The organism is Acidiphilium acidophilum, from assembly GCF_033842475.1.
Classification (GTDB): Bacteria; Pseudomonadota; Alphaproteobacteria; order Acetobacterales; family Acetobacteraceae; genus Acidiphilium; species Acidiphilium acidophilum.
Genome location: NZ_JAWXYB010000018.1, coordinates 3,493,775 through 3,520,442 on the forward strand (window position 1 = coordinate 3,493,775; position 26,668 = coordinate 3,520,442).

General features: G+C 64.1%; 31 protein-coding genes and 1 tRNA gene. 16 read left to right on the plus strand and 16 right to left on the minus strand.

Annotated elements, in window-relative coordinates; translation table 11 throughout:
• The first annotated feature begins 42 nt into the window (after positions 1–42).
• Both SIL87_RS19255 and SIL87_RS19260 read left to right on the plus strand, forming a co-directional pair.
• Positions 43–708, plus strand: a complete 666-nt coding sequence (locus SIL87_RS19255) for a Crp/Fnr family transcriptional regulator (protein WP_319615770.1) — start codon at positions 43–45, stop codon at positions 706–708.
• Between the two features lie 81 nt (positions 709–789).
• Positions 790–984, plus strand: a complete 195-nt coding sequence (locus tag SIL87_RS19260; protein ID WP_319615771.1) for a YgaP family membrane protein — start codon at positions 790–792, stop codon at positions 982–984.
• 88 nt (positions 985–1,072) lie between these two features.
• On the opposite strand, the gene SIL87_RS19265 is transcribed toward SIL87_RS19260, so the two are convergent.
• Complete coding sequence (locus tag SIL87_RS19265) at positions 1,073–1,369, minus strand: hypothetical protein (RefSeq protein WP_319615772.1); 297 nt, start codon at positions 1,367–1,369, stop codon at positions 1,073–1,075.
• 180 nt (positions 1,370–1,549) lie between these two features.
• Between SIL87_RS19265 and SIL87_RS19270 the strand changes: the two genes are divergently transcribed.
• From SIL87_RS19270 to SIL87_RS19290, 5 genes are all read left to right on the plus strand, one after another.
• Entirely contained in the window at positions 1,550–3,727 is a 2,178-nt protein-coding gene (locus SIL87_RS19270) for a DUF6600 domain-containing protein (RefSeq protein ID WP_319615773.1), read from the plus strand.
• 53 nt (positions 3,728–3,780) lie between these two features.
• The gene (locus tag SIL87_RS19275) at positions 3,781–4,350 is read left to right on the plus strand and encodes a hypothetical protein (RefSeq protein ID WP_319615774.1); all 570 of its coding nucleotides are present in this window, start codon (positions 3,781–3,783) and stop codon (positions 4,348–4,350) included.
• Between the two features lie 193 nt (positions 4,351–4,543).
• The gene (locus SIL87_RS19280) at positions 4,544–5,173 is read left to right on the plus strand and encodes a DNA-3-methyladenine glycosylase family protein (protein WP_319615776.1); all 630 of its coding nucleotides are present in this window, start codon (positions 4,544–4,546) and stop codon (positions 5,171–5,173) included.
• Between the two features lie 68 nt (positions 5,174–5,241).
• Positions 5,242–6,234 (plus strand): D-erythronate dehydrogenase, encoded by a 993-nt coding sequence (gene denD / locus SIL87_RS19285; protein WP_319615777.1) that lies wholly within the window; start codon positions 5,242–5,244, stop codon positions 6,232–6,234.
• 20 nt (positions 6,235–6,254) lie between these two features.
• Positions 6,255–6,998, plus strand: a complete 744-nt coding sequence (locus SIL87_RS19290; protein ID WP_405055251.1) for an SDR family oxidoreductase — start codon at positions 6,255–6,257, stop codon at positions 6,996–6,998.
• 168 nt (positions 6,999–7,166) lie between these two features.
• Here the strand turns inward: SIL87_RS19290 and SIL87_RS19295 are convergent, their stop codons facing one another.
• Both SIL87_RS19295 and SIL87_RS19300 read right to left on the minus strand, forming a co-directional pair.
• The gene (locus SIL87_RS19295) at positions 7,167–7,646 is read right to left on the minus strand and encodes a GreA/GreB family elongation factor (protein WP_319615779.1); all 480 of its coding nucleotides are present in this window, start codon (positions 7,644–7,646) and stop codon (positions 7,167–7,169) included.
• A gap of 43 nt (positions 7,647–7,689) precedes the next feature.
• Entirely contained in the window at positions 7,690–8,406 is a 717-nt protein-coding gene (locus SIL87_RS19300) for a hypothetical protein (RefSeq protein ID WP_319615780.1), read from the minus strand.
• 478 nt (positions 8,407–8,884) lie between these two features.
• On the opposite strand from SIL87_RS19300, the gene SIL87_RS19305 reads away from it, so the two are divergent.
• On the plus strand, positions 8,885–10,015 hold the full coding sequence (locus SIL87_RS19305) for a thioesterase domain-containing protein (protein ID WP_319615781.1): 1,131 nt from the start codon (positions 8,885–8,887) through the stop codon (positions 10,013–10,015).
• On the opposite strand, the gene SIL87_RS19310 is transcribed toward SIL87_RS19305, so the two are convergent.
• The 5 genes from SIL87_RS19310 to SIL87_RS19330 form a co-directional block, all read right to left on the minus strand.
• On the minus strand, positions 10,008–10,940 hold the full coding sequence (locus SIL87_RS19310) for a heavy metal-binding domain-containing protein (RefSeq protein ID WP_319615782.1): 933 nt from the start codon (positions 10,938–10,940) through the stop codon (positions 10,008–10,010). The two genes, SIL87_RS19305 and SIL87_RS19310, sit on opposite strands and share 8 nt — an antisense overlap.
• Before the next feature lie 12 nt (positions 10,941–10,952).
• Complete coding sequence (locus SIL87_RS19315) at positions 10,953–11,345, minus strand: hypothetical protein (protein WP_319615783.1); 393 nt, start codon at positions 11,343–11,345, stop codon at positions 10,953–10,955.
• Between the two features lie 13 nt (positions 11,346–11,358).
• On the minus strand, positions 11,359–12,102 hold the full coding sequence (locus tag SIL87_RS19320; protein ID WP_319615784.1) for a PspA/IM30 family protein: 744 nt from the start codon (positions 12,100–12,102) through the stop codon (positions 11,359–11,361).
• Positions 12,103–12,124: 22 nt separating this feature from the next.
• Positions 12,125–12,961 carry a heavy metal-binding domain-containing protein gene (locus tag SIL87_RS19325; protein ID WP_319615785.1) on the minus strand — a complete coding sequence of 279 codons (837 nt, stop codon included), beginning with the start codon at positions 12,959–12,961 and terminating at the stop codon, positions 12,125–12,127.
• Positions 12,962–13,083: 122 nt separating this feature from the next.
• Complete coding sequence (locus tag SIL87_RS19330; protein WP_319615786.1) at positions 13,084–13,311, minus strand: hypothetical protein; 228 nt, start codon at positions 13,309–13,311, stop codon at positions 13,084–13,086.
• A gap of 100 nt (positions 13,312–13,411) precedes the next feature.
• Between SIL87_RS19330 and SIL87_RS19335 the strand changes: the two genes are divergently transcribed.
• Positions 13,412–13,732 carry a hypothetical protein gene (locus SIL87_RS19335; protein ID WP_319615787.1) on the plus strand — a complete coding sequence of 107 codons (321 nt, stop codon included), beginning with the start codon at positions 13,412–13,414 and terminating at the stop codon, positions 13,730–13,732.
• Between the two features lie 92 nt (positions 13,733–13,824).
• The gene (locus SIL87_RS19340) at positions 13,825–13,962 is read left to right on the plus strand and encodes a hypothetical protein (protein ID WP_319615788.1); all 138 of its coding nucleotides are present in this window, start codon (positions 13,825–13,827) and stop codon (positions 13,960–13,962) included.
• 47 nt (positions 13,963–14,009) lie between these two features.
• Here the strand turns inward: SIL87_RS19340 and SIL87_RS19345 are convergent.
• Positions 14,010–14,085 (minus strand) — tRNA-Lys (locus SIL87_RS19345).
• A gap of 171 nt (positions 14,086–14,256) precedes the next feature.
• On the opposite strand from SIL87_RS19345, the gene SIL87_RS19350 reads away from it, so the two are divergent.
• The 4 genes from SIL87_RS19350 to lpxB are packed head-to-tail and all read left to right on the plus strand — an operon-like array spanning position 14,257 to position 18,584.
• Positions 14,257–15,969: a c-type cytochrome gene (locus SIL87_RS19350; protein ID WP_319615789.1), complete on the plus strand. Its 1,713-nt coding sequence runs from the start codon at positions 14,257–14,259 to the stop codon at positions 15,967–15,969.
• A gap of 22 nt (positions 15,970–15,991) precedes the next feature.
• Positions 15,992–16,561 (plus strand): GNAT family N-acetyltransferase, encoded by a 570-nt coding sequence (locus SIL87_RS19355; protein WP_319615791.1) that lies wholly within the window; start codon positions 15,992–15,994, stop codon positions 16,559–16,561.
• Positions 16,562–16,569: 8 nt separating this feature from the next.
• The gene (locus SIL87_RS19360) at positions 16,570–17,442 is read left to right on the plus strand and encodes a carbon-nitrogen hydrolase family protein (RefSeq protein WP_319615792.1); all 873 of its coding nucleotides are present in this window, start codon (positions 16,570–16,572) and stop codon (positions 17,440–17,442) included.
• Positions 17,439–18,584 carry a lipid-A-disaccharide synthase gene (lpxB, locus tag SIL87_RS19365; RefSeq protein ID WP_319615793.1) on the plus strand — a complete coding sequence of 382 codons (1,146 nt, stop codon included), beginning with the start codon at positions 17,439–17,441 and terminating at the stop codon, positions 18,582–18,584. Before SIL87_RS19360 ends, lpxB begins: the two co-directional genes overlap by 4 nt.
• Before the next feature lie 7 nt (positions 18,585–18,591).
• Here the strand turns inward: lpxB and SIL87_RS19370 are convergent, their stop codons facing one another.
• From SIL87_RS19370 to SIL87_RS19395, 6 genes are all read right to left on the minus strand, one after another.
• The gene (locus SIL87_RS19370) at positions 18,592–19,401 is read right to left on the minus strand and encodes a tetratricopeptide repeat-containing protein (RefSeq protein WP_319615794.1); all 810 of its coding nucleotides are present in this window, start codon (positions 19,399–19,401) and stop codon (positions 18,592–18,594) included.
• Positions 19,402–19,499: 98 nt separating this feature from the next.
• Entirely contained in the window at positions 19,500–20,276 is a 777-nt protein-coding gene (locus SIL87_RS19375; protein WP_319615795.1) for an ATP-binding cassette domain-containing protein, read from the minus strand.
• Entirely contained in the window at positions 20,276–21,358 is a 1,083-nt protein-coding gene (locus tag SIL87_RS19380) for an ABC transporter permease (RefSeq protein ID WP_319615796.1), read from the minus strand. The genes SIL87_RS19375 and SIL87_RS19380 overlap by 1 nt, the downstream gene beginning before the upstream one ends.
• Before the next feature lie 191 nt (positions 21,359–21,549).
• Positions 21,550–22,593, minus strand: coding sequence for a substrate-binding domain-containing protein (locus tag SIL87_RS19385; RefSeq protein ID WP_319615797.1), 1,044 nt, complete (start codon positions 22,591–22,593; stop codon positions 21,550–21,552).
• A 202-nt stretch (positions 22,594–22,795) separates the two neighbouring features.
• Positions 22,796–23,923: a LacI family DNA-binding transcriptional regulator gene (locus SIL87_RS19390; RefSeq protein WP_319615798.1), complete on the minus strand. Its 1,128-nt coding sequence runs from the start codon at positions 23,921–23,923 to the stop codon at positions 22,796–22,798.
• A gap of 124 nt (positions 23,924–24,047) precedes the next feature.
• Positions 24,048–25,253: a molybdopterin molybdotransferase MoeA gene (locus SIL87_RS19395; RefSeq protein WP_319616020.1), complete on the minus strand. Its 1,206-nt coding sequence runs from the start codon at positions 25,251–25,253 to the stop codon at positions 24,048–24,050.
• 32 nt (positions 25,254–25,285) lie between these two features.
• On the opposite strand from SIL87_RS19395, the gene SIL87_RS19400 reads away from it, so the two are divergent.
• Both SIL87_RS19400 and SIL87_RS19405 read left to right on the plus strand, forming a co-directional pair.
• Entirely contained in the window at positions 25,286–25,462 is a 177-nt protein-coding gene (locus tag SIL87_RS19400; RefSeq protein ID WP_319615800.1) for a hypothetical protein, read from the plus strand.
• An 18-nt stretch (positions 25,463–25,480) separates the two neighbouring features.
• Complete coding sequence (locus SIL87_RS19405) at positions 25,481–25,678, plus strand: EexN family lipoprotein (RefSeq protein WP_319615801.1); 198 nt, start codon at positions 25,481–25,483, stop codon at positions 25,676–25,678.
• A gap of 6 nt (positions 25,679–25,684) precedes the next feature.
• Here the strand turns inward: SIL87_RS19405 and SIL87_RS19410 are convergent, their stop codons facing one another.
• Positions 25,685–26,554 (minus strand): NAD(P)-dependent oxidoreductase, encoded by an 870-nt coding sequence (locus SIL87_RS19410; RefSeq protein ID WP_319615803.1) that lies wholly within the window; start codon positions 26,552–26,554, stop codon positions 25,685–25,687.
• Positions 26,555–26,668 lie beyond the last annotated feature (114 nt).

The window sequence follows — 26,668 nt, forward strand, 5'->3', positions numbered from 1 at the left end:
GTTGGCCGGGACCATCGCGATGGTTGACGCTTAGAGCGCCGTATGGAACCAGAATCATCCACGCGCCCACCCGGCGCGCGCCTCGCTCCGCAGGTCATCGCCGACCTCGCGGCTCTGGGTCGTCAGGTCGAGTTTCCCGCAGGGGCAGAGCTGTTCGGTCCCGGCACACCGTGCCTCAATTTTCCCGTGGTGCGGCGCGGGCAGGTAGCGGTGGTGCATCATGGCGCGCCGGGGCAGGAAATCCAGCTCTACCGATTATCGGTCGACGAGCCGTGCATTCTCAGCCTCGCGGCGATGCTTGGGAATTCACCCTATGGTGCAACCGCGACAACGATGGTGAAATCTGCAATTCTCATTGTCCCGGTCAATGTCCTGCGTCGGGAATTGTCGCGTAACGAGCCGCTGCAGATGGGTCTTTATTACAACTTCGCCAATCGTCTGAACGAAGTGATGGCGCTGGTCAGCGCCGTGACGTTCGAGCCGCTGGGCAAGCGGGTGCTCGCCAGCCTGCTCCGCCATGCGACCGATGATGACGATATCGCCATGACGCATGAGGGACTGGCGCAGGAACTCGGATCGGCTCGCGAGGTGGTGAGCCGCCTGCTGTCGGGTTTCGCGGCCGATGGCCTCATCAGCATGCGGCGTGGTCATATCCGCCTGCTCGATCGGATGAAAATTTTCGCGCTGGTCGGTGAGCGCAGTCACTGACGGGCGCTCGGGCACCGTCTAGCATCGAGTCCGGTCACATCATTGACCGACTTCATTTTCCAGGAACGGATACGACGCGCCATGACACGAAATGCTGGCTTGATCGATCGGAGTTTGCGGGTCGCCCTTGGCCTCGCGCTCATCATCGCTGCTGCAACCCACACGATCGGGATTTGGGGATACATCGGCATCGTGCCGCTGCTCACCGGCTTCGTCGGGTATTGCCCGGCCTATCGCCTGCTCGGCCTGAGTACCTGCCCGGTCCGCCGGAACTGAGCCAAAGGAGACCTGCGACGGGAATGGTCCGGCAGTCGGCCATTCCCGTTCTTTCTCCGGATCCCGAACAAATCAATCCGCAGGCGGCTCAGTGTCGTCCGCCCCAGCCACCACCGTGACCCCAGCCGCCACCCCAACCGTCGTGGTCACCGCCCCAACCCCTGCCCCAGCCACCACCCCAGCCACCGCCGAAAAACAGGCTGCCGGTCACGACCGGCGCGGGTGCGACATAGGCGGGTGCCGGATAGGCGGAGGCGGAGTAGGCATTGTAGCCGCCCCCGTATCCATAGCCATACGTGCTCGGATAGTAGACACAGCCGGAGAGCCCAATGGCGGCCGCGCCGGCCGCGATCAGAACCAGTCCCTTGCGCAGTATCGGTTTCATCTTATCACCTCGCTTGAACATCATGAATGATATAGGGACTCTCTTGTGGCAGGGATGAGGCGATTTGCCGCCTAAATTGTAACATGGCGCAACGCTTCGCCTTCATGCTGCCGCGATGCAGGCCACATTACGCCCCAGCCGGGCGCCAGAAACAAGCTCGATAGATCGGGAGATACGCTGATGCGCACATCATTTCGTTTCGCGCTGGCCTTGACTACCGCCGTGGCGACGATCCTCGCCGGGACCGGCGCCGCATCGGCACAGGAAAGTCCAACAGCGCCGCCGGAGCGGGTCGGGCAGATCGCGCAGCTAAGGGGCGGGGTATCGTTCGATACATCAGGCGCGAGCGACTGGACCACGGCTGTGCTCAATTATCCCGTGACCGGGGGCGACGCCCTATACACCCAGCCCGGTGGCGAGGCGGCGATCGCGATCGATTGGAGCCGGATCAGCCTCAACCAGGCGACCGAGTTTCAGATAACCTCCATCGGCTCGCAGGTGGTGCAGGGCGCGCTGTCTCAGGGAGAAATCTATCTGGATGTGCGCGATCTGGCACCGGGGCAGAGCTACGCCATCACCACGGCGCGCGGCACCGTGACCATTTCCCAGAACGGGCGCTACGATATTCTCGCCGGCGATCAGTCAAGCCCGACCACGGTAACCGTGATCGCCGGCGCCGCCCAATTGCAAGGGCGGGACGTGTCGCTCGATATCGCCACCGGGCAGACGGCGACACTGGAAGGAGCCGATCCGGTAACGGCAACTCTGGGGCCGGAACAGCGCGATCCGTTCGTCACCCGCCTGCTGGCGGTGCGCTATGCGCCACCGCCGTCCTATGTGCCGCAGGCGGTGAGCCAGATGACCGGAGGCTACCAGCTCGCACAATACGGGACCTGGTCCGAGACGCCACAGTATGGCGCGGTTTGGTATCCGCGCGTCGCCGCGAGCTGGGTGCCGTACCGCGACGGCCATTGGGCCTATGTCGCCCCCTGGGGCTGGACGTGGGTGGACAACGACCCGTGGGGATTCGCCCCGTTCCACTACGGGCGTTGGATCCACGAAGACGGGCGCTGGGGCTGGACCCCTGTCGCCTATCAGGAGCCGCCAACCTACCAGCCGGTCTATGCCCCGGCGCTGGTGAGTTTTTTCGATGTCGGGTCCGGGGTTTCGATCGGCGTCGGGGTGACGGCGGCGGCGTTCGCGGCGGGATCGATCGGATGGGTGCCGCTGGCGCCCGACGAGCCGTATCTGCCGTGGTATCACTGCCCGCCGCGTTATGTTCGGCAGATCAATTATTACAACGTACGGGATCCGGGAAGATTTGCCGATATCCATGATAGGGCAATTATCGATCGTTACGGACCGGCCCGATTGATCAATTGGCATGGCGCGACCGTTATTCCGGCTGCGGCGATGCGCCGGGGCGATCCGGTGGGGCGGTTTGGGCGGCCCGCGCCCCGCACATGGCTGGCCGATGCTCGCCCGGTGCCACCGGCCGCTTTCCAGCCGGGGCGGCTGCCCGGACCGGGCGGCGCACATCCACCAGGGCCCGGACCGATCGCGCAGCACGGCGGCCATTTCGACCCGCATGGCTTCGGCCGCTTGCCCGAGGCGCCAGGTCGGCTGGTGCATCGGGTTGCGGCTCCAGCCCCTCGCCCGGCTCCCTTCGCCGCCGCGCGCGGCCTGCCGGTCGGGCATCCGGGCCCGATCGATCACGCCACGATGCGCCCGCCGATGCATGTGATGCCTCACGGCGCACCTTCTCCCAACGGACGACCGGAGTTTCAAACACATCCCGTAGCGGCTGGACGCCCGATGACCCCCGCGATCACGGAACATCCCCGCATGCCGAACATGCCGAGTGTGCCGAACATGCCGCGACCGCCCGGCCCGCATCAGGGACCGGATCAGCATAAACTGCCGCAACAGAGGCCGTACACTCCGCCCTTTCATCCGGGACCGCAGCAACGCCCGCAGCTTCATGCCCCCCAGTTCCGCTCGCCGGAAGCCAGGCCCCCTGAAGCCGGACCGCACACCGTGCGACGCCCGACGATGCCACCCCAAGCCGGGAGTCCCCAAGCCGGGCGTCCAATGTCGCCACCGCCTCGTCCGCAGGGCCGCCCGCAATTTCATCCTCAGCCTCGGGTTCAGCCACAGCAGTTCCATCCTCCGTCGCGCCCGCAGCCGGAGCAGTTCCATCCACAGCCCCCGCAATTTCACCCTCAAGCGCGACCACAGCCGCACCAATTCCACCCGCGCCCGCAACCTCAGCAGTTTCACCCCCCGGCCCGTCCCCAACCTCATCCACAGCCGCACCCGCCGGGCCGACCGAACGATCCCAACGATCATCACCCCTGAAGCGTTCCCGCGTCGTTCTATCCGCCCCCGCAGGGGCGTGATACGAATGGGCGATGAGCGACCTTCCGCCTTCAGCCATCAACAAACCCAGCGCAGCCCGGCGCTGGCGGCGGATGGCGGAGAATGCGCTGCTCCTGCCGGTGGCGCTCGTGCTCGAAGTTCTCGACCGGGTGATCTGGGATGGAGCGAAAGCGCTTCTCAACCTGATTTCCCGGCTGACCCTAGTGGCGCGGTTGCGACGCTTTTTACAGACGCTGCCGCCGATCATCGTGGTGTTTCTATTCCTGATACCCGAGGCGATCGATCACCTCAGCGGGTTGTGGGCAACGGTGCTGTTCGTCAAGGGCCACTGGTTCGCCGCGACGATCGTGGCCGTGTTCATCAAGGGCTTCGCCATCCTGCTTGCCTTGTGGATCTATCAGGCGTGTGAAGCCAATCTTCTCTCGGTCGCCTGGTTCCGTACCGCGCACGACACAGTGATCCGCACGCGGGATTGGGTGCTCGAACGGACCCGGCCGATCCGCGAACGGCTTCATCTTGCCGCGCGTAACGGCGAACGCAGCCGGCTCGGTCGGCGATTGGCGGCGTGGCGGCAGCGGATCGGGCGAAGTTGGGTGCGATGATGAGTGGATCAAGAAACGGGAAGGAAAGGACTTCTTTTTTTGTAAAAAAAGAAGCAAAAAAACTCTTATTAGTTAAACCGACGCCCCAACAATCACTCCTGATCCAGATCAAAAAAGTTTTTTGCTTCTTTTTTACAAAAAAGAAGCCCTTCCCTATCTTACTCTTCCTCGCCATCCCCCGCCATCAACGCCCATGACCCGTCTCGCCCGCGCGCACCTGACCACCGTCGATCCGGTACTGGGTGCCCTGATCAGGGAGGTCGGACGATGCACTCTGGTGCCGGATCGCACGCGCGAGCCTTATGCGGCGCTGATTTCGGCGGTGGCGCATCAGCAACTCCATGCGCGGGCGGCGGAAGCGATTCTGGGGCGTCTGGGGGGCGTGTGCGGCGCGACGGTTCCCGCACCCGACACTCTATTGTCGCTATCCGATGAGACGTTGCGCGGGTGTGGATTTTCCGGGTCGAAGATTCTGGCACTGCGGGATGTGGCGTTGCGGACGCTCGATGGCACGGTGCCATCCCGCCGGGCGGCGGCGCGGATGAGCGATGCCGTATTGATCGAACGGCTGTCCGCCTTGCGCGGGATCGGGCGGTGGACGGTAGAGATGCTGCTGATTTTCACGCTGGGGCGGCCGGATGTGTTTCCGGTGGATGATTTCGGCGTGCGCGAGGGATATCGGCTGATCCATGGCTTGCCGATCCAGCCGAAACCCCGGGCATTCGCCGTAATCGGCGAGGCCTATGCGCCCTACCGGAGCACGGCTGCCTGGTATCTCTGGCGCGCGGCGGATCGAGCCAAGAAGATTCCCCTGCCGAAGTGAGGCGACGCGATTGGCGTCTGGTCAATTTTTAAATATAAGGTGCGCCAGAATAAGCGGAGGAAACCGGAATGCATATGCTGATCATCGGCGCCGCGGGAATGCTCGGGCGCAAGCTGGCCGCACGGGTCGCGGCAGATGGCGGGATCGAGGGACGGCCAGTCAATGCTCTCACATTGGTCGATGCGGTGCCCGCGATTGCACCTGCAGCGTTTGCCGGAACGGTAACGGTCGAAACCCTCGATCTTTCGGTACCGGCGGCGGCAGCGCGATGTGTCGCCGGGCGGCCCGACGTGATCGTCCATCTGGCAGCGATCGTTTCGGGCGAGGCCGAGCGGGATTTCGAGACCGGGTATCGGATCAATCTCGATGGAACCCGGTTGCTGCTGGAAGCGATCAGGGCGGCGCATCTGGACTCGGGATATCGCCCCCGGCTGGTGTTTTCATCCTCGATCGCGGTGTTCGGTGCACCATTTCCGGAGGTGATCGGCGATGAGTTCTTCACCACCCCGCTGACGAGCTACGGCACCCAGAAGGCGATCGGCGAACTGCTGCTGAGCGATTATTCGCGGCGCGGCTTCATCGACGGAATCGCAATCCGCCTGCCGACCATCTGTATCCGTCCGGGCACTCCGAATGCGGCGGCTTCGGGGTTTTTCTCCAATATCCTGCGTGAACCGCTGGTGGGGCGGCAGGCGGTGTTGCCGGTGTCGGAGGATGTCCGGCACTGGCACGCCAGCCCGCGCGCGGCGGTAAGGTTCATGATCCGGGCGGCGACGATGGATCTGACACCGCTGGGATGGCGGCGGACGCTCAGCCTGCCGGGACTTTCCGCAACGGTCGGCGAGCAGATCGCGGCGCTGCGGCGCGTGGCCGGAGATCGGGCCGTCGGTCTGATCCGGCGCGAGCCCGACGAGACGATTGCGCGGATCGTGGCGGGATGGCCGGCGAATTTCGCAGCCACGCGGGCCCGGGCGCTGGGCTTCGTCGCGGAGTCGAGTTTCGATGAGATCATCCGGGTCCATATCGAGGATGAACTCGGCGGCAATCTGGTCGCAGCCTGAGAATGGGGAGGGTCTTGGCGATGCGGACAGCGGTAGTCACCGGAGCCGGCAGCGGGGTCGGTCGAGCAGCGGCCCTGGCGCTCCTGGCCGAAGGATGGTTCGTGGTGCTGACCGGCCGGCGGCGCGAAGCGCTGGATGAGACGATCGGGTTGTCGGCGGCCGTCGATCGGGCGCTCGCGGTTACCGCCGATGTCGCCGATCCCGCCTCGGTGGCGGCGTTGTTCGCGCGCGTGAGCGAGGTTTGCGGACGCCTCGATCTGCTGTTCAACAACGCCGGGAACAACACCCCGAGCACGAATTTCGGCGACCTCACCTTCGAGCAGTGGACCCATGTGATCGACGTCAATCTGAACGGCGCCTTTCTATGCGCCAATGCCGCCTACCGGATGATGCGCGATCAGACCCCGCAGGGCGGCCGGATCATCAACAACGGGTCGATCTCGGCTCACACACCGCGACCCGGTTCGGCGCCCTATACCGCAACCAAGCACGCGATAACCGGCCTGACCAAGACCATCGCGTTGGATGGGCGGGTTCATAATATCGCGTGCGGGCAGATCGACATCGGCAACGCCGCAACCCCGATGACCCGGCGGATGACCACCGGCGTCCCGCAGGCCGATGGCAGCATCCGCGCCGAACCGACCATGGATGTCGAGGTCGTCGGGCGGACCATCGTGTACATGGCCGGCCTGCCTGCGGATGCGAACGCAATGTTCCTCACCGTGATGGCGACGTCCATGCCTTATGCGGGCCGGGGTTAGGCACGGTCGGCAGAAGACGGCCGATTCAGGTTTTGTAGCGAGTACCTCTCGATGCCGATGGGATAACGACACTCGCGGTCGGTCGTGTGACGACGGAAGTTTGCGTGCAGACGACGCTGCGAGAGGCGAACGACCAGGGATACGCCTGCCTTTCGATCGGAAACGACTCTAGCGACAGCGCGATGCTGTCGGGTCGGGATAGCTGATGGCCAGGATTTCGATACGTTCGGGGCCGCCCGGAGCCGCCACGGTAACTTCATCGCCCACGCGGGCGCGCAGCAGCGCGCGGGCAATCGGCGCGGCAATACTGACCGTTCCTTCGCTGAGGTTGGCTTCGTCAACGCCGACGATCCGGATGGTGAATTCGCGGTCATCCTCCGTCGCATAGGTGACACGGGCACCAAAAAAGACACGGTCTCGCTGTGTCTGCATGGCAGGATCGACGATTTCAGCATTCGCAATCCGCGCGGCAAGGAACCCGAGCCGGCGGTCGATCTCGCGAAGACGGCGCTTGCCTTCCTTGTAATCGGCATTTTCGCTGCGGTCGCCATTGCTGGCGGCCCAGGAGACGATAGCCACGACACCATGGCGATCCGCTCGCAAGGTTGCGTATTCAGCTTCGATGCGGCGAAAGCCCTCCGGCGTCATATGAACTTTCGAGCCGGGGGGCACCGCGACCGGAGGTGCCGGCTCAGGCTTTGTCGTCATCCGGATCGCGCCACCATTTCACGGGCTCGGACTCCGCGTGCTCGACCGGCTCGACGCGCCTGGTTCGCCGGCGGCGGCTGGCGCGGGGTTCAACCGGCTGCGTCGGCTCAGAACTGGCTTGTTCGACCTCAATTGTCTGGTCGACCTCAACCGGAACGCCCACGTTGAGCGCCGGGGGTTCGACAGCCGCCGGCTCGGTCGTGATCGACCCGGCAGCAGGCGATTCGAAGCCGACGCCCAGAGCATCGCCATCATGATCTCGGCCATCATGATCCCGGCGCTCCTCACGGGCGATGTCAGCATGGGCGAGGCGGGTCTGCAGTGTCTGGATCGTCGCCAGCGCTTCGTGCAGCGATTGTTCGGCGCGCAGGCGGGCGGCACGTTCACTGTCACGCTGGCGGGTCAGGTCAGCGATCGTCGCGGCATGGCGGGAGTCGGCCTCGGATTTGGGATGCAGAACAACCACCGGCACCTCGCCATCGCGCACGAACCGGCGCCGCGGCATGCCACCGGCCTGACCGTAATGGGACTGCCCCGCCTGGCTCTGGTTGTGACCCCCATGACCGTGATGTCCGGACGGATTGGCATTCTGACCGGTGTGAGGCTGCGCCTGGCTCGCGCCAGACTGATGGTTGGTGGTCGGAGTGACCGACAGGCCGAGCGACCGGCGAACGCGGGCTTCGGTTTCAGCGTCGGACAATTCTTGTTCGTCTGGATTATTCAACAAAGGTCTACCTCATGAAGGATCGGGACCCCTGCGCTCAGCGATTCAGGATGATCGGAACGGCGGACCATTGGTCCGGGCGCAAAATCGGTGATTATGACAGGGGAACTTTATGCAAAGGAATGCTGTGACTTCGAAAAACGATGGAGTGTTTGGATTTCCCAGGACCGCCTTCAGCCGTCTCGGAGCCCGACTTATGCGCCGAACCGTGATCATCGGCAAGGGCAGGTCACTTGCGACCGACGCCGGTCGCGTGAGACGGCCTGGAGCGCCGACGGCCAACCAGCGCGTGAGCCGGAAAACTCGCCCGCTCCGAGCGTTCCTCAAGTTCTTTTTAATAGTATGTTCTATAAATTGATCATCTACTTGCCCGGCGGTCTTTTTCATTGGCATGCTCGCAGGACGGTGATATCAATGTATCATATTGTAGCGATTTATTGCAGGTTATGATTTGATGCGATTGGAACCGGATATGGCGGCGGCGTTGCTCGCGAAAACCGCACCTCCCTGGACAACGGCTGATCTGGTCCCCGTGCTGACACCGATCTGGCGACGGGCCTTCGGACCCAAAGGGCATGCGCCTGATGCCCATGTGATGCGCATGTCGGTCGGCATCGGTCGCGTAACGCGGTTTCTCGATGGGGTTCAGGACGCCATCGGGGTGCGTGTCCCGGCGACGGCGTTGATGCGGTTGGGAACAATCGAGCGGCTGGCCGTCGCGATCGCGCGAAACGACTGGCCGCCGCCATCCGCGCCGATCCTGCTGCGGGACGGGGTGGGCAGCGAAGCCCTTTATGTCATTGCCGCGGGAACCGGGCTGGTCCTCGAATTATGCGATCTCGCCCAGGCGATCCCTTTTCCCGGCCCGATCTGGGCGCTGCAACTCCCGGGATTGGACGGGGAGACGACCCCGTTGGCGGATATTGGCGCCATGGCGGCGCATCACATCGCGGCTATCCGCGACCAGCACAGCAGCGCACTGCCCGCCGGCCCGGTGCATCTGATCGGGTATTCGTTCGGCGGGCTGGTCTGTGTGGAAATGGCGCGGCTGCTGGGCGACCGGATCGGTCTGCTCGGGCTGATCGACACGACCTGCTACGAAACCTACTGGCCGCGTACCGAGTGGCTGCGCGTGGCAGGACTGCGAACCCTGCGACGCATGGGCGAGCTGCGCGGCATGCGGCCAAGGCCAGCATTGCGACATCTGGCCGGGCGAGGCCGGGCCATGGCCCAGCATATCGGACGGCGGTTCAAAGCCAAAGCCGGGGACGCCGATTTCACCCGCTCGGTCTATTACGTCGATGGGCTCGACCCCCGCCTTCAGGCGGTGCGTAATGCCTCGATCATCGCGTTCGAACGGCACGATCCAGCCCCGATCGATGCGCCGGTAACCCTGTTCAAATCGCGCCTCGGCGACCGCCATGGCTGCGATCCGGCGCGACTCTGGCGGCGATTGGCCGGACGGCTGGATGTCGTCATGGTCGAGGGCACCCACATCACGATGCTGCGCAAGCCCCATGTCGAGGGGCTCGCCGCCGCAATCGGCGCGCGGCTGGACAACCAGATCAGATGCCAGATCAGATGATGGTCTCCGTGGCTTCGAGCGATTTCGTCCTTGATTTGCGGGTCATCAGCACGGCGCGCGGTCGGATGCTTTCGCGGTTCGATTTCTTGTGCTGGATCACGGTCCCGAAGGCGATGTGGCGGCACAAATACTGGGTCGGCTCCTCCCGATCGCCCGCCTCGCGGAACATTTCGGTGAACTGGACCCGGCCGAGCACCCCGGTGCCGTGCTGGGTGCGGGCATGGCTGCGCATGGCATCGAGGGCGGAACGCCTGACCCGCTTCTGGAATGAGGCGAGAACTTCGAGTTCCTGGTTGAAATAGCTCTGCCGCGCATCGGCCCAGCCATACGGGTCGCTCATCCATTCATAATGCGCGCCGACCGCAAGTCCGATCGGCAGGATACCGGCCTCGATCAACCGGGCAAATTCGATCTGTGACACCGTGGCGACCATCGGCGTCTGCTCGGCCGCCATGCCGGCAATGGCGATTGCCGTGCCGGTGGCGCTGTAGTCCATCGAGTTACGATCATCGGCTTCGGTGGACTGGCGGGTGGCGAGGCGAACCTCCACGATGGCATGGGCCCCCATCAGCACCGCCTCGTGCTGCATCCGCGCGATCGCGGTGCGCCAGCCGTCGCGGTGGCCCTCGGTCCAGGAATAGCCGAAATGATACCAGCAATTGCCGGCGACCATGCCGAGCGTGCGGATGCCGTGGGTCCGCAGCGTCAGCAGGTCGCCGGGCGAGGCGGTCGAAACCCAGGGCAACAGCCCAACCGAAGTCTGGCGCAGACGGTGGGAGACGAATTCCGGCACCGCGTTATGGTGCAACGCGGACTGCCAGGCGGCGCTGCGGGCGTCCTGCCGCGCGATTTCGGCGGGGTCGGTCGGCGTGGTGCCGGCGGCAACGGCCCCCACCACGCCCTTGATCAGATCCTTGAACGACATGGCGGGGGTTCCTTATGACATCAGAAAATCGTGCAGGACCTGATGGGCCCCTTCGGCATCGGCGGAAAGCCGGCCGAGAGCCTCGTTCACCGCGGTTAGAAACTGCGCAATGGTCAGGGTTTCGCGCTTGAGAATCACGCCGCCCGTGCCATGCGCGCAGGTCGCGGTCAGGGTCCCGTGCTCCTGTTCGAGCACGTAGCGGGCCGCACCGGTGTCGATGCTGATGGTGTGGACATGGGCGGTCTTGCTGAACAGCCCGTCCTTTTTCCGCTCGACATGCACGAGGCCGGGCAGCGCCTGCTCGAGCCGGATCGCCAGCGCCTCGATGAAGGCAGGCTGGTCCGCTGCAGCACGGCGCATGAAAGCGGCATGCAGGTCGAAATTGTTGATCGCATCATCGCTCATGACCGGGCGGCACTCATGGCTTCGCGGGGTCGGCGGCAGAAGGCGCGGCGGCTGGCGCGCTCTGGCCCATCTCGGCGCGCAGCTTGGCCAGTTGATCGTCGATTTCCGAGGTATCGTGGAGTTTTTCGATCTCGTGTTCGCTCTGGCTGCGATGGTCGAGCGGATCATGGATCGTGCCGTCATTCATCATCCGCTCCATCGCCTCGGCCTTGGCGGACATCGCGTGGGTCTTGTCGCGGGCGCGCTGGATGGTGTCCTCGACACCACCGAGCCCCTTGCCGATTCCGGCAAGCTGCTGATCGACCTTGAGCTCCGCTTCGGCAGCGTGATGCTCGGCCTTGAGCGATTCCTTTTCGGTGCGGAACTCCTCGATCTTCTGTTCGAGCTTGTGCTCGTATTGCTTGAGCTTCTCGGCCTGTTGCTTCACGTGCTCGCAGGAGGCCTGGATCGGGGCGAGCTTGTGGATTTCGGCTTCCTTGTCCGCAAGGGCCATCCGGGCGAGGTCTTCGCGGCCGGCCTTCATCGCGATATGCGCGTCCGAATCATGCCGGTCGATCGCCGCCTGATGATCGGCCATCTGATGCTCCAGCGTGACCTGCTCGGCAATGACATCCGCGAGATGGGCCTTGGTCTCCTGCAGGCTGGTCATCATTTTCTGATAGGACAGGTCCATATCGGCGTCGGGGTCATCCGCGGCGTCGAGGATCTTGTTGGCCTTGGCAGAGAGCAGCGTGGTGAAACGGGCCATGAGGCTCATGAGAAAACTCCCTTCGGGTTGATCAATCGTTCACGGGAAGGACGATCTGGGGGATCAGTTTTTCCGGCAGGATCGATTTGTCCTCGACCGGGGTGACAGCGGTGCCGACCGCGAAGAACTCGATGACGTGCGGCTGCCAGTTATGCGAGCCCTCGTGCAACTGCACGCCGACCACGCCTTCGGCCTTGGCCTCATGGGCTTCGCGCTGCATCCGCTCCATCGCAAGCTCGCGGGCATCGTAGAGCGCCTGGGTGAATACCTCGATTTCCGCATTGCGCCCGACATTGCCGAGGGACTTCATCACACCCTGATGCGCCATGTGATAAACGCAGGAACCCATCACCATTTCGAGCGGCCGGTAGCCCGATTGGAGCAGCAGCCAGAGATCCTGGCCGGACAGATCGGACGTGAACGGCTTGCCGGCAACGCCCTTGAACATCGGATGGCCCGCCGAATGCGCAATGGCGGTGCCGATCGCCATGAACTCCAGAATGTCCTGGTCCCACTCCATCCGCTTCACCTCAAGGCGAACGCCGACCACGCCATCGGCATGCAGCGCGCTGGCCTCCTGCTCCATCCGCGCCATCGCGAGTTCCCGGGCATGATACATCGCCTGCGAAAGCACGGTCATTTCCTGATTGCGGTTCCAGGACGTATACTGAACCCCGACATGATAGATGCACGAACCAACGACGAGGCCGAGCGGTTCGAACCCGGCCTCGCGCACCATCAGGAACTCGTTGACCGAGAAATCCGAGGTGAACACGCCTTCGTGACTGCCTTCGGAGCGTAATCCGCGCAGGCGTTCGAGCGCCTGATGGGACAGTTGGGCGTCAGGGACCGTGGATGTGACCGACATGGGGGGTTTCGCTCCGGATTTTGTGAGGTTCAACTGTCGAATTTGCAGCGTCTCGTGCGGGTCTTACGCCGATTTGCAGTGCTCGTCCGAATGATAATTGCAGGATCAGTCCGAAATGCTGTTCACGACTTCGTGGTTGACCGGGTCAGACGGGAATAGACATGAACGATCAGCGCGATCGCAATGATCACCAGCACGATCTTGATCATGAAAAAGCCGAGGGCGAGCATACTGGCAATGAAGCCGAACACGATCATCGCCGCCAGATAAAGCACGAACAGGATCAGAACGTCCTTGAGAATTCGAGACAAACGATCGATCCCTTCGTGGATGGCGGTTAACCGTTTCATTCAGGTGCACGGCGCGCGCCCGGTTCGCAATGCACGGTTTGGTGTGCGATACGGTTGGAACGGCGCCGATCGGCGGCACGACATTTCCAAGGAACTCGCCATGACCCGCGAAGAACTCACCGCCTGGGCGCTCGGCAATGGCTGGCAGATCATCGCCGGGCACCCGAGCCTGACCAAGCCGTCCGCGCCAAAGGAAGCCGTGGTCCGGATGGTGCTGAAGGCGACGGTGGTGAATATCGAGGCGAAAAAACCGGCCGGAAAATGGGAGAAGGTTTCGGGGGCAGCCTATGGCGCGGTCGAGCCCGATCCCGAAACCGGGTTGCCACGCGGCCTCGGTTTCACCAGTTTGCAGGGATTCCGCATGCTGATGGAGGATAACCGCAACAGGACCGTGTTCGCACGCTTCGGTGCCGGAGGTTGATGGCGCAACGCCCTCATGAGCCCGGCGCGAACGGCGGCGAAGCCAAGACTTCGAACCGGTAAAGGAGAGTGCCATGCATCAAGGCGCGATAGGTGCCTGACAGGGACGAGCCGAAATCACCGGCACCGAACGGGCCACTCGGCCCGGCGCGGGGCCTGCTGCTCGCGATCGTGCTCGGCCTCGTATTCTGGGCGCTTGTGGCGATCGCAGTCTACATCTGGCTGACATGAACACACACTGACGGTTCACGGCACCAGTATGCCGATGAGACGAGGAATGGTGGGCGCACAAGGATTCGAACCTTGGACCCGCTGATTAAGAGTCAGCTGCTCTACCAACTGAGCTATGCGCCCATCCCGGCAACGGGTCGATCCACCCGCTGCCTGCAAGGCCGTCTAGCAACATCGGGACCATCTGTGAAGCCCGCAGGTTGCTGCGCAGGGTCTTGATCAATCGGGCAATATGGCGAATTACACCATTTCAGGACGCGGCTGCGTCGCCCCATAGAGGACACAGGATCACGCATGGCAAAATCGTCACGGTTCGGAATGTCCGCCTGGATCGCCGCCGCAACGGTCGGGGTGGTCGCGGTCACGGTCGGCGCCAGCGCAGCCTATGGAACCGACGCCTATGTGCCGACGCCCGGACCAGCGCCGGGTTCCTATGCCGCGATGCCGAAGCCCGACACCACGGGAATGAACGCCCAGCAGGTCGCGCAGGTGCAACGCGGCGAATACCTCACCACCGCCGCCGATTGCATGCCGTGCCACATGGCACCCGGGGCAAAACCGTTCGCGGGCGGCCTGTCGTTCGAGACCCCGTTCGGCGTGCTCTATTCCCCGAATATCTCCTCCAGCAAGTCCGACGGCATCGGCAACTGGACCGACAAACAGTTCTGGAACGCCCTGCACAACGGTATCGCCCCGGGCTCATCCCTCGCGGTGTTCCCGCATTATCTCTACCCGGCGATGCCCTACACCTCCTACACCAAGCTCTCGAAGCCGGACGTTCTGGCGATCAAGGCCTATCTCGAAGCGATTCCGGCAGTGAACACGCCGAACGTCAAGAATGACATGAAGTTTCCGTTCAACATCCGCGCGATGCAGCTCGGCTGGCGGATCATGTTCTTCCGCGCCGGGCCGTTGCATATGAAGAAAACCTGGAGTCCGGCGGTGCGCAACGGCGCCTATATCGCCGAGGCGCTCGGCCATTGCAGCGAATGTCACTCCCCGCGCAACCTGCTCTTCGCCATCAAGTCGGGCCAGACCCTCGCCGGTGCGCCCATCCTCGGCGAGCCCTGGTACGCGCCGAATATCTCCGCCTCGAAACAATACGGCGTCGGCGACTGGAGCCAGAGCGAACTGGTGTCGTTCCTGCATGACGGCGGCAACATGCAGAAAGGTTCCGCCTACGGGCCGATGAAGGCGGTGGTCGATTACAGCCTCAGCCAGATCCCGAAATCGGACGTCAAGGATCTCGTCGCCTATCTGCAGACCGCGACGCCGCCACGCGAAACCCCGATGAAAAAAGTCACCGTGCCGGCAAGCGAGCTGGCAGCGGGCAAGACACTCTATGTCCAGAATTGCGCCGCCTGCCATCAGGCGGACGGAAAGGGCGTGGCCGACGTGTTCCCGAATCTGGCCGGCAACCAGTCAGTGTGGGACGGCCCGGCCAACAATACCATCGGCATCGTTCTCGGCGGCATGATCCCCTGGCACGCAAACGGCCCCGCAATGCCGGCATTCGGCGCGATCCTCGACGATCACCAGATCGCGCAGATCGCCAACTATGTCCGCACCGCCTGGGGCAATCCGGGTATGCCGGATGCCACCGCCGCCCAGGTCTACGGGTTCCGCAAATCCGCGCCGCCGCACAAGGTCGCCGTGGCCGATGGCGATTACCTCGATCCCTCGCCGATCGCCTCGGCGCAGGCGCGCAAGCTCGAATGTCCGTTGCGGACCGATCCGCTGATCGACCCGACCGCAGCCGACATGAAAATCATGCAGGGCGCGACCGCGAAGGATCTCGGCACCCGGACCGACAAGCTGATCGCGGCGGTGAAAAAATCGAACCCGCATCTGAGCGGCGCGCAAATGAAGCAGTTCCTGCTGACCACCTATTGCCCGGTCGTCGCGACAGATCCGTCGATCTCGGACAAAAAGACGGCGCTCAAGCAGTTCATGGCGCAATCGCAGGTGCAGGCGATGGCAGCCCCCCCGGCAAAATCGGGCGGCTGACCTGAACCTGACGATCGAGACCTTGCAGGGTGCGGCGATCCTGCCGCACCTCGCCAGTCTGGCCACGTTGCGGATGGAGGTGTTTCGGGCATGGCCCTACCTCTATGAAGGCGATCTCCGCTACGAGCAGGAGTATCTCGCCACCTACGCGGCGAGTGCCGGTGCCGCCGTGGTCGTCGCGCGCGAGGACGACACCATCGTCGGCGCATCCACCTGTCTGCCGCTGACGGATGAATCGGCTTCGATGCAAGGCGCGTTCCGCGCTGCGGGGGTCGATCCCGCCCGCGTGTGCTATTTCGGGGAATCGGTCCTGCGTCCCGCCTTTCGCGGTCAGGGAGCGGGCGTCGCATTCTTCGCCGCGCGCGAAGCCCATGCCCGGAGCCTGCCGGGCGTCACGATGGCCGCCTTCTGCGCGGTGATCCGGTCCGCCGACGATCCTCGCCGCCCCGCCGATGCCGGCACGCTGGAGCCGTTCTGGCATCACCGCGGGTTCGCCCCGCAGCCGGGCCTGATCTGCACAATGGCCTGGCGCGAGATCGGTGGGACACAGGAGGTGGAAAACCGGCTGCAAGTCTGGCTGAAATCGCTATAAGCGAGGCCATGATCACCGTCGCGCTATCGCCGTTCGCCATTATCCGGCCCCACGGCTTCGATGATTTCATGGCGCGGATCGATGAGGTGATGGCCCAGGCCCGGGCGCAGGGCGCCGACCTCGTCGTCCTGCCGGAATACACGAGCATGGCCCTCGCAGGAGCGTATTGCGATGTCCCGGACGTCGCAGCCGAGCTCGAAGCCGTGGTCAGCCGGGCCGACCAGCTGATCGCCGCATACCGCACGCTGGCCCGCGCCCATGGATTGATGCTTCTGGCGGGAACCGTGCCGATGCGCGGGGCCGATGGCCGGACCCGCAACCGTGCCCCGTTGATCGACGGCCAGGGCCGGATCGGATTTCAGGACAAGAGCGTCATGACCCGCTTCGAGTCCGAACGCTGGGGCATCGTCCCAGGGCAACCCCCCTGTGTGTTCGAGACCGCGTGGGGTCGTCTCGGCATCTCGATCTGTTACGATTCCGAGTTCCCCGCGCTCACCCGCGCGCAAGTGCTGGCCGGCGCCGAGATCATCCTGATTCCCGCCTGCACCGATACGCAACACGGGTTCAACCGGGTGCGGCTTTCGGCGCGGGCGCGGGCGCTGGAGAATCAGTGCTTCACCGCCGTCGCCCCCACCACCGGGATCGCGCCATGGTCGGCCACGCTCGATGAAAACCGGGGCCACGCCTGTGCGTTCGGCCCGGTCGATCGCGGATTCGCCGATGACGGGGTCATCGGCTCCGGCGCGCCGGATGACCCCGCTCTGCTGCTGGTGCCGCTCGATCGGGCACGCCTCGCCACCTTGCGCAACGACCCGGCGGTACGCAACCGCGACGACTGGCCGGACCATCACCCCCCGGCACGCATCGTGTCCCTGGCATGACGCGGATCTACCTCGTCGCCGGCGAAGCCAGCGGCGATGTGCTGGGCGCACGCCTGATCGAAGCGCTGCGGCGTCAGCGCGACGATCTCGAGTTCATCGGCATCGGCGGCGCGCGCATGGCCGAACAGGGGCTGGCATCCCTGTTCCCGATGCAGGATCTGGCAGTGATGGGGCTTGCGGAAATCCTGCCGCGCGTAATGAAGCTGCGTCAGCGGCTGGCCCAGGCCGTCGCCGATGTATCGGCGCGCAAGCCGGATATTCTCATCACGATCGACAGTCCCGGCTTCACCCTGCGCCTGCTGCGCGCCGTGGCCCCGCTCGGCATCAGGCGCGTGCATTATGTCGCCCCGCAGGTCTGGGCGTGGCGGCAAGGGCGGGTGAAGCATTTCCCCGGCCTGTGGGATCGGCTGCTCTGCCTGCTCCCGTTCGAGCCGGCGTTTTTCCAACCGTTCGGCCTTAACCCGGTCTTCGTCGGTCATCCGGTCCTGCAATCCGGGGCCGATCGCGGGGATGCCCTCCGGTTTCGCACCGTCTTCGGCCTCGATGGCGGCGCACGGCCCCTGATCCTGATGCCCGGCAGCCGTCGTACCGAAACCGCCCGGCTGATGCCGGTCTTCCGCGAAACCGTCGCCCTGCTCACCGCACGCCACCCCGCTCTGGTGCCGGTTCTGGCCGCCGCTCCGGCGATCGCCTCCGAACTGGGCGCGATGGCCGCAGGCTGGCCGATCCGCCCGATCATCGTGACCGATCCCGAAACCCGTTACGACGCCTTCGCCGCCGCCGCCGCCGCGCTGACCAAATCCGGCACCTCGACCCTCGAACTCGCGCTGGCAGGCGTCCCCATGGCGGTGACCTACCGGGTCAATCCGCTGAGCGCGCTATTCGCGAGGCGGCTGATCAAGGTCCCGCATGTCGCCATGATCAACCTGCTGGCGCGCCACGCCCTCGTTCCAGAATTGCTCCAGCAGGAGTGCAATCCCGAACTCCTGGCCCGAACGATCGCCACCCTGCTCGACAATCCTGTCGCAGCGGCGGAACAGCGCGCCGGATTCGCCGCCGCCCTCGCAACCCTTCAAGCCCCCGCCGGCGCGCTGCCCGCCGATGCGGCAGCGCGCGCAATCATCGAGACGCTGTCAGCCTGAAGCCGGGCTACCAGTTGTTGTCGGGATCGAAATCACCCTGCGAATCGCTGCCGCCGGACATATCGTTGTCGTCCCAGCCGGGAGCCCCGAGCAGTCCGTCGTCCCGATCGGCGGCGGGATCGACCGGAGCCGCGCTATCGACCCCAGGCGCGCTATCGATCCCGCGCTGACCCCGCTCACCGCCCATGAGACCATCGATGACCCGCTCACCCGCCGCAACGCCGACGCCGAGCGCAAGGCCCGAGGCCAACGCACCGCCGATCCCCGACCCTGCCGCGGTGCCAAACGGCGCCCCGCCCGCCGGGCCGTAAGGCGGCTGCATACCCTGGCCCATCGGCGGTCCACCGGGTCCATAAGGGTTACCCATGCCGCGCATGGCCGTACGACGACGCATCCGCATGATGATGAACAGAACGATGAGCGCACCGATCACCAGTATCCACGGGCTGAAATGAAACCCCGAGGGCGCAACCCGCGTCCCGGAACCGGCAAGATGCGCCTTGAGCGCCGCCACCTTGTCAGGCTGGGCGAAAGGCAGCCCGGGGGCCAGCGCTTCCGCCTTGGCGAGCGCCGCCCGGGCTTCGGCACGTTGCCCCAGCGCATCCCGCGCTTCGGCGGTGAGGTACCAGGCCACCCCGCTATCCGGATGAGCGCGCACGATCGGTCGAAGGTCGGACAGGGCGGTCTGCGCATGACCGCCCGCGATCAACGTCTGGATCTGCTGCGGCGTCGGTCCGGCAGCATGCGCCGCTGACAGGCCGAGGCCGAACACCACCGCCCCGATCAGGCCGACCCGGCGAACCAATGACCAAACCATGGAGAAAACTCCTTCTGCGATATCGCGCGACCGCATCGGCCGCTCACAAAGAGTTTATCCCAATCGGGCATTACCCGCCAGATCGCACTGCCCCGCCCTCAGGCGGTAACCGCGATTTCATCCGGCAGTTTCGCTCCCGTCATATACGCCACCGCATCCGACATGGTGTGCGATTTCGGATCGATGACGCAAAGCCGCCGCCCCAGCCGATGAATATGCACCCGGTCGGCCACCTCAAACACGTGCGGCATGTTGTGGCTGATCAGAATGATCGGAATGCCGCGCGATCGGACATCGAGGATGAGTTCGAGCACCCGGCGCGATTCCTTCACCCCCAGCGCGGCGGTCGGTTCGTCGAGAATGATCACTTTCGACCCGAACGCGGCGGCGCGCGCAACCGCAACACCCTGCCGCTGCCCGCCCGACAGGGTCTCGACCGCCTGATTGATGTTCTGGATCGTCATCAGCCCGAGTTCGCTGAGCTTCTGGCGGGCGATCCGCTGCATCTCGGCATGATCAAGCTTGCGGAACACGCTGCCGAGAATCCCGGGCTTGCGAATCTCGCGCCCCATGAACATGTTATCCGCGATCGACAACCCCGGCGACATCGCCAGCGTCTGATACACGGTCTCGATCCCCGCGGCCCGTGCCGCGATGGGCGATGCAAAGCGAATTGGCTTGCCCTCAAGCCGGATTTCGCCCTCATCGAGCTGCACCGCACCCGACAGCGCCTTGATCAGCGAGGATTTCCCCGCGCCGTTATCACCGATCACGGCAAGGATCTCGCCGGGATAAAGATCGAAATCGCAGTGATCGAGCGCGGTCACCCGGCCATAGCGCTTGACCAGATTACGTCCTGAAAGGATCGGTTCCATTACACGGCTGCCTTTCTGATCCATTGATCGACCGCGACGGCGACGATGATGAGCGCGCCGATCAGCAGATAGGTCCATTGCGGGTCGGTGCCGTACATGTTGAGCCCGAGGGTGAACACCCCCACGATCATGGCCCCGAAAATCATGCCAATGATCGACCCCCGCCCCCCGAACAGCGAAATCCCGCCGATCACCACCGCCGTAATCGAATTGATATTCTCGAACTGGCCCGAATTGGGCGAAATCGCCCCGATCCGCCCGATCAGCGCCCACCCGGCCACCGCGCAGATCAGCCCCGAAAGCGTATAGACACTGATGAGCATCGCATTCACCCGAACACCCGCAAGCGCGGCAGCGGCCGGATCGTCCCCCACCGCATAAACATGCCGCCCCCAGGCGGTATGGCGCAGAACATAGGCAAACAGCAGTACCAGAGCGAGCATCAGGATCGCGCCATAAGTAAAGGTCGCCCCGTTACTGCCACCGATCTCGAACGTATTGCCGAGAAATTGCAGCAGCGGCGCGTGATTTTCGATCTGCTGCGCCCCGATCGTCTGATTATTGGAATAAAGATAATTCGCCGCCAGCACGATCTGCCAGGTCCCGAGCGTGACAATGAACGGCGGCAGCTTCACCTTGGCCACCAGCACCCCGTTGATGACCCCCACCCCCGCACCGAACGCAAACCCGCACAAAATCGCAACCGGTGCCGGCAGTCCGTACACGAAAGCGCACTGACCCATCAGCACCGACGACAGCACCATGATCGCCCCGACCGAAAGGTCGATCCCCGCAGTCAGAATCACCAGCGACTGCGCAATGCCGACAATGCCGGTAATCATCACCTGCTGCAGAATGAGCGTCAGCGCATAAGCCGAAAAAAACCGCGCCCCGACCGCAATGCCAAAGCCGATCAGCGAGGCGATGAGCACCAGCAAAGGCGCAAGCCACGGAATTTCATGCAGCAGATGCTGCAACCGTTCGAGTGGCGACTTCCGGTGGTCGAATTCGGCCACGGACTCCGCCGTTGCCGGCTTGATCGCAGCCTCGAACCCCTGAGGGCCCGGATTGATGGTGGACATGACTTCCCTTTCGAATTTTTGCGGGCGGGAGGCGAGGCAGGCAGACAAAGAAGGCTTCTTTTTTGTAAAAAAGAAGCAAAAAACTTTTATTGATCCGGGTCTCGGGTGGTTTCAGCGCCACAGTCCCAAAGAACAAAGTTTTTTTGCTTCTTTTTGTTCACAAAAGGAAGTCTAACTTTCCTGCCCGTCCTTCACTTACCCCAGCAGAGCTTCGCACCTTCCGCCGGATCGATCGACGGAACACCCGGCTCGGGATGGGCAGTGATCAGTTGCGTACCGGTATTGAAAAAGTCCTTCCCGGCACTGGCTTGCGGCTTCACGCCATCCTTCGCCCATTTCACGATCGCCTTGATGCCGAGCGACGCCATCTTCAACGGATATTGCTGCGAATCCGCATCAATAATGCCTTCCTGCACGCCTTTGACACCCGCACAACTTCCATCGATCGCAACAATGGTCACGTGTCCGGCCTTGCCGACCGATTTCAGGGCCTGATAGGCACCGAATGCGGCAGGTTCATTGATCGCGTAGACCAGATTGATATTCGGGTTGCGCGCGAGCAGGGTTTCCATGCCCTTCTGGCCACCCTCCTCCGAACCACCGGTCTCCGCATGACCGACAATCTGCTTGTCCGGCACATTGAACGTGTTCGGGTCCTTGATCGGCACGCCGAACCCGGCGAGAAAGCCATGATCCCGTTCGATATCCACGGTCGGATGAGTGATCGACAGATCGAGCATCGCGATCTTCGCGTCCTTGGCCTTCGCCCCCAGCTTCGCCTTCGCCCATTCGCCGATCAGCTTGCCCGCCTCGAAATTATCAGTGGCAAACGTCATGTCCGCCGCACTGGTCGGGCTCAGCGCAGTATCGAGCGCGATCACCAGCAGCCCCGCCTTGCGCGCCTTTTCCACAGTCGGAACGATGGCCTTGGTATCGGACGGCGTGATCAATATCCCCTTGGCCCCATCGGCAATGCAGGTCTCGATCGCATTGACCTGGGACTGATTGTCGCCATCATACTTGCCCGCATACGTCTTGAGATCGACCCCGAGCTTCTTCGCCTCCGCCAGCGCACCCTCGCGCATGGTCACGAAATACGGGTTGGAATCGGTCTTGGTAATCAAACACGCCCGGATCGGCGCAGCCTGAGCGGTGGTCACCCCGAACGCCCCCAGCACGCCGGCAAGGGCGAGCGAAAGGACGGTTCTGGTCGCAATGGTCTTGCGGATGGACATGGCTTTCTCCTGTTGATTTTGGTTGACTGGAAATCAATTTAAGCAAGCGCTTCTTTTTTGTAAAAAAGAAACAAAAAACTTTTATTACTCTTGGTCTCGGGTGATTTCATCGCCACAGTCCCGGATAACAAAGTTTTTTTGCTTCTTTTTGTTCACAAAAAGAAGTCTTCCCTCTTTCTGCTCTGATAACGCCCCCCTTTCGTCATGCAATCTCTCGCGCCCCGACCCCACAGCCGCAGGATTCGCGAAGCCTCAGTTCCACCGGCAACCGCACCAGCCGTGGTTTGAGCCCCGGTTCCGCCAGCCGTTCCAGCAGCAACCGCACCGCCGTCACGCCAATGTCGCGGCACGGTTGCGCCACGGTGGTCAGATGCGGCTTGAACAGATCGGTCCAGGCGAAATCGTCGAAGGCGACCAGCGCGATATCATCCGGCACGCTCAACTTGTGGTCGGCGAGCGCCTGCATCGCACCCAGCGTCATCAGATTGTTCGACGCGAAAATCGCGGTGGGCGGGTTCGGCAAAGCGAGCAGTGCCGTCGTGGCGCGGCGCGCGGGTTCGGCACTGTAATCGCCGCAGGCGAGCAGGGCGGCATCGTAAGCAATCCCGGCATCGCGCAATCCGGCCCGATAGCCATTGATCCGTTCGCGGGTCGAACTCAGACCGGGCAGCCCGGTGAGCATCCCGATCCGCCGGTGGCCGCACGCGGCGACGTGCCGCATGAGGCGGCGTGCGCCATCGGCATTGGCCACCACCACGGCATCGCACGAGGCACTGGCCACCCGGTCGATCTGCACGACCGGAATATTGTGGCGGCGCACCCGGTCGAGCACGGTGCTCCCCCCATCGGCGGATGGTGCCAGGATCAGCCCATCCACCCGCCGGCCGAGCAAGGCGTCGAGGCCTTCGATCTCGCGTTCGGCGGATTCGCTGATCCCCACCAGAATGACGGTATAGCCCTGCGCCCGCGCCGCCGCCTCGATCGCATCGACCACCGCGGTGAAATGCGGGTTGGTGATATCGCCGATCGCAATCCCGATCGTCCGGGTTTCGGCGCGCTTGAGCGACCGCGCCACCGAATTCGGCGTGTAGCCGGTGGTTTCGATCGCCTGCGCCACGCGGGCGCGGGTGGTCGCGGGCACCGCGCGGGTGCCATTCAGCACATGAGAAATGGTGGAAATCGAAACCCCGGCGAGGGCCGCCACATCGCGCATCGTCGCCGGGCCGCGATCGGCAGCGCGAATGTCCGGCGCACCGCCGATCCGCTCATCCGGTGGCGCCGCGCTCACGCGGTCCGATACCTTCGAGGCCAGCTTGCGCCTGACCGTCATTCGTTTCCTCCTGCTCCGGATTTGCCCGGCTTCATTCTTCGCAAACGTATTCCGCAAACGATTGCGTTCCGTCTTTTATGACAGCCCGAATCGAATCACAAGAAGTTTTTTAACGAAAACGCAGCTACAGCCCGCAGGCCGCAAGGCGGATCACCTCAACCATCGCCCCCGCCGCAACCGCCGGCGCATCGGGCGCGCGCAGCACCACGGCATCGGCCCGCGCGAGGCGGCGCAGCATCGAACTGTCCTGCGGTCCGAACGGCGTCACCTCCAACATCCCATCCTCCCCGCGCGCCAGCACCGCCCGCAAATGATCCGCCCGATGATCGTTCGCGGCGAGTGCAACCGTGCACCGCGCCGGCTCGCGCGGCGGCGCATCGCCGGCAAGGCCGCACAGCCGCTCGATCGCCGGTCTGCCGAACAGCAGCGCGCAGATCATCGCCGAAACCGGATTGCCCGGCAGCCCCAGCACCGGCACGCCGCCCATCGATCCAAACATCAGCGGCTTGCCCGGGCGCATCGCGATCTTCCAGAAATCGAGCGCCAACCCCCGGTCGCTCAGCCCCTGCTGCACCAGATCATATGTGCCGACGCTCGCCCCCCCGGTGGTGAGCAACAAATCCGCCCGCGCCGCCGCGTCCGCCGCCGCTGCAATCGCCTCACGATCGTCGCGCGCCACCGGCAATATCACCGGCACCCCACCACAGGCGCGCACAAAGGCGGCCAGCGCGTGGGAATTCGAACTCACAATGCCTCCCGCCGGAATCGGCTCGCCCGGCATCGCAATCTCATCCCCGGTCGCGAGGATCGCAACCGTCGGGCGGCGATGCACGCTCAACCAGGGATGGTTCGCCGCCGCCGCAAGCCCGACATCCCGCGCCGTCAACACCCGTCCCGCCGGCAGCAATTCGTCACCGACCGCGAAATCGAGCCCGGCCCCGCGCACATGCCGCCCCGGCAGTCCGCGCTCCCGCAGGGTCACAATCCCGTCCGCCTCGGTCGCATCCTCCTGGATCACGATGCAGTCGGCCCCTTCGGGCACCACGCTGCCGGTAAACAGCCGCACCGCCTCGCCCGGCCCCATCGCGCCCCCGAACGGATGCCCGGCAGGTGCAATCCCGACCACCCGCAGCCTCGCACCCGCCGCGGCATCATCCGCCCGCACCGCATATCCATCCATGGCCGAAACATCGCGCGGTGGCTGGGTCAGCCGCGAAATCACCGGCGCGGCCAACACCCGCCCGGCAGCCTCCCCCAGCGGCACGATCTCAGCCCCGGTCGGCCGCAGCAAAGCCAGTATCCGCCCCCGCGCATCCGTAATACTCAACATCCGCCCAACCCCCGTTGTCATGATCCCACAGCGTGCCCGCCGATCCCCGCTACCCCACCGTCACAGCGCACCCGGCCAACCAGTGTCTGCCGATCACCGGCCCCTTCGGCAAGGGATGTGAGGCCCGCGCCAGCCCTCGCCGCCGCATCGGGCGCAGCGCCCGGCAACAAACCGGCGATCACCGTAACGATTGCAAAGACCGGGTGTGAAGTGTTACCCATAGCCCCATGAAACCGCTTGCTTTTATCATCGGGTCATTGCTCATCCTGGCGCTTTCGGGCTGCGCCGACAGTACCACCGCCTATTACCACAAGCATCCGCACCGGCTGATGCGCGAAATCGTCACCTGCGAAAACAACGGCGGTGCCCTGGCGAACACCCCCCGCTGCCGCAAGGCCCTCGCCATCAACGCCCAGCTGTTCTGACCCGCCCTATTTCGTAGGACCGAGGCGCGCGATCAGCGAGCTTGTGTCCCACCGCCGCCCGCCCATCGCCTGCACATCGGCATAAAACTGATCGACCAGCGCGGTCACCGGCAGGCGAGCCCCGGTTTCCTTCGCCTGTTCGAGGCAGATGCCCAGATCCTTGCGCATCCAGTCCACCGCGAACCCGAACTCGAATTCGCCCGCCACCATCGCCTTCCAGCGATTCTCCATCTGCCAGCTCTGCGCCGCCCCTTTGGAAATCGCCCCGATCACCGCCGCAGGGTCCAGCCCCGCCGCCTGCGCGAAAGCCAGCCCTTCGGCCAACCCCTGCACCACCCCGGCAATACAGATCTGATTGACCATCTTGGCCAACTGCCCCGCCCCCGCCGGCCCGATATGGCTGATATTCGCCCCATAAGCCCCGATCACCGGCCGCGCCCGCTCGAAATCTGCCGCACCCCCGCCGACCATCACCGTCAACCGTCCCGCCTCGGCCCCCGCCTGACCGCCGGATACCGGCGCATCGAGCACCCCGAACCGCCCACCCGCCGCCGCCGCCAACTCCCGCGCGACAATCGCCGAAGCTGTGGTATGATCCACAAACAACGCACCATCCGCCATGCCCGCAAACGCACCCTCCGCCCCGAGCGTGACCGCGCGGAGATCATCGTCATTGCCCACACAGGCAAACACGAACGCCTGCCCCGCCGCAGCCTCCCGCGGCGTCGCCGCCGCCCGTCCGCCGTGGCGCGCCACCCAGCTCCCGGCCTTTGCTGCCGTGCGATTGTAAACCGTCACCTCATGTCCCGCCGCCGCGAGATGCCCCGCCATGGGAAACCCCATCACGCCGAGACCGAGAAAAGCAATTTTTGCCATGCGAGTCCTTCAAAGCCGTAAAGAGTTGAAAAGAGGCTGCTCCTGAAAAAAGCAAACACGTTTTTCTGCTTCCTTTTTTCCAACAAAGAAAGTCCTGCCATGCCCTTGTCACCC

Excerpts from the sequence above, each read along its gene's own strand:
- SIL87_RS19255 (WP_319615770.1), top strand. The coding sequence starts at position 43 with ATGGAACCAGAATCATCCACGCGCCCACCCGGCGCGCGCCTCGCTCCG.
- SIL87_RS19260 (WP_319615771.1), top strand. The coding sequence starts at position 790 with ATGACACGAAATGCTGGCTTGATCGATCGGAGTTTGCGGGTCGCCCTT.
- SIL87_RS19265 (WP_319615772.1), bottom strand. The coding sequence starts at position 1,369 with ATGAAACCGATACTGCGCAAGGGACTGGTTCTGATCGCGGCCGGCGCG.
- SIL87_RS19270 (WP_319615773.1), top strand. The coding sequence starts at position 1,550 with ATGCGCACATCATTTCGTTTCGCGCTGGCCTTGACTACCGCCGTGGCG.
- SIL87_RS19275 (WP_319615774.1), top strand. The coding sequence starts at position 3,781 with ATGAGCGACCTTCCGCCTTCAGCCATCAACAAACCCAGCGCAGCCCGG.
- SIL87_RS19280 (WP_319615776.1), top strand. The coding sequence starts at position 4,544 with ATGACCCGTCTCGCCCGCGCGCACCTGACCACCGTCGATCCGGTACTG.
- denD (WP_319615777.1), top strand. The coding sequence starts at position 5,242 with ATGCATATGCTGATCATCGGCGCCGCGGGAATGCTCGGGCGCAAGCTG.
- SIL87_RS19290 (WP_405055251.1), top strand. The coding sequence starts at position 6,255 with ATGCGGACAGCGGTAGTCACCGGAGCCGGCAGCGGGGTCGGTCGAGCA.
- SIL87_RS19295 (WP_319615779.1), bottom strand. The coding sequence starts at position 7,646 with ATGACGCCGGAGGGCTTTCGCCGCATCGAAGCTGAATACGCAACCTTG.
- SIL87_RS19305 (WP_319615781.1), top strand. The coding sequence starts at position 8,885 with ATGCGATTGGAACCGGATATGGCGGCGGCGTTGCTCGCGAAAACCGCA.
- SIL87_RS19310 (WP_319615782.1), bottom strand. The coding sequence starts at position 10,940 with ATGTCGTTCAAGGATCTGATCAAGGGCGTGGTGGGGGCCGTTGCCGCC.
- SIL87_RS19315 (WP_319615783.1), bottom strand. The coding sequence starts at position 11,345 with ATGAGCGATGATGCGATCAACAATTTCGACCTGCATGCCGCTTTCATG.
- SIL87_RS19320 (WP_319615784.1), bottom strand. The coding sequence starts at position 12,102 with ATGAGCCTCATGGCCCGTTTCACCACGCTGCTCTCTGCCAAGGCCAAC.
- SIL87_RS19325 (WP_319615785.1), bottom strand. The coding sequence starts at position 12,961 with ATGTCGGTCACATCCACGGTCCCTGACGCCCAACTGTCCCATCAGGCG.
- SIL87_RS19330 (WP_319615786.1), bottom strand. The coding sequence starts at position 13,311 with ATGAAACGGTTAACCGCCATCCACGAAGGGATCGATCGTTTGTCTCGA.
- SIL87_RS19335 (WP_319615787.1), top strand. The coding sequence starts at position 13,412 with ATGACCCGCGAAGAACTCACCGCCTGGGCGCTCGGCAATGGCTGGCAG.
- SIL87_RS19350 (WP_319615789.1), top strand. The coding sequence starts at position 14,257 with ATGGCAAAATCGTCACGGTTCGGAATGTCCGCCTGGATCGCCGCCGCA.
- SIL87_RS19360 (WP_319615792.1), top strand. The coding sequence starts at position 16,570 with ATGATCACCGTCGCGCTATCGCCGTTCGCCATTATCCGGCCCCACGGC.
- lpxB (WP_319615793.1), top strand. The coding sequence starts at position 17,439 with ATGACGCGGATCTACCTCGTCGCCGGCGAAGCCAGCGGCGATGTGCTG.
- SIL87_RS19370 (WP_319615794.1), bottom strand. The coding sequence starts at position 19,401 with ATGGTTTGGTCATTGGTTCGCCGGGTCGGCCTGATCGGGGCGGTGGTG.
- SIL87_RS19375 (WP_319615795.1), bottom strand. The coding sequence starts at position 20,276 with ATGGAACCGATCCTTTCAGGACGTAATCTGGTCAAGCGCTATGGCCGG.
- SIL87_RS19380 (WP_319615796.1), bottom strand. The coding sequence starts at position 21,358 with ATGTCCACCATCAATCCGGGCCCTCAGGGGTTCGAGGCTGCGATCAAG.
- SIL87_RS19385 (WP_319615797.1), bottom strand. The coding sequence starts at position 22,593 with ATGTCCATCCGCAAGACCATTGCGACCAGAACCGTCCTTTCGCTCGCC.
- SIL87_RS19390 (WP_319615798.1), bottom strand. The coding sequence starts at position 23,923 with ATGACGGTCAGGCGCAAGCTGGCCTCGAAGGTATCGGACCGCGTGAGC.
- SIL87_RS19395 (WP_319616020.1), bottom strand. The coding sequence starts at position 25,253 with ATGTTGAGTATTACGGATGCGCGGGGGCGGATACTGGCTTTGCTGCGG.
- SIL87_RS19405 (WP_319615801.1), top strand. The coding sequence starts at position 25,481 with ATGAAACCGCTTGCTTTTATCATCGGGTCATTGCTCATCCTGGCGCTT.
- SIL87_RS19410 (WP_319615803.1), bottom strand. The coding sequence starts at position 26,554 with ATGGCAAAAATTGCTTTTCTCGGTCTCGGCGTGATGGGGTTTCCCATG.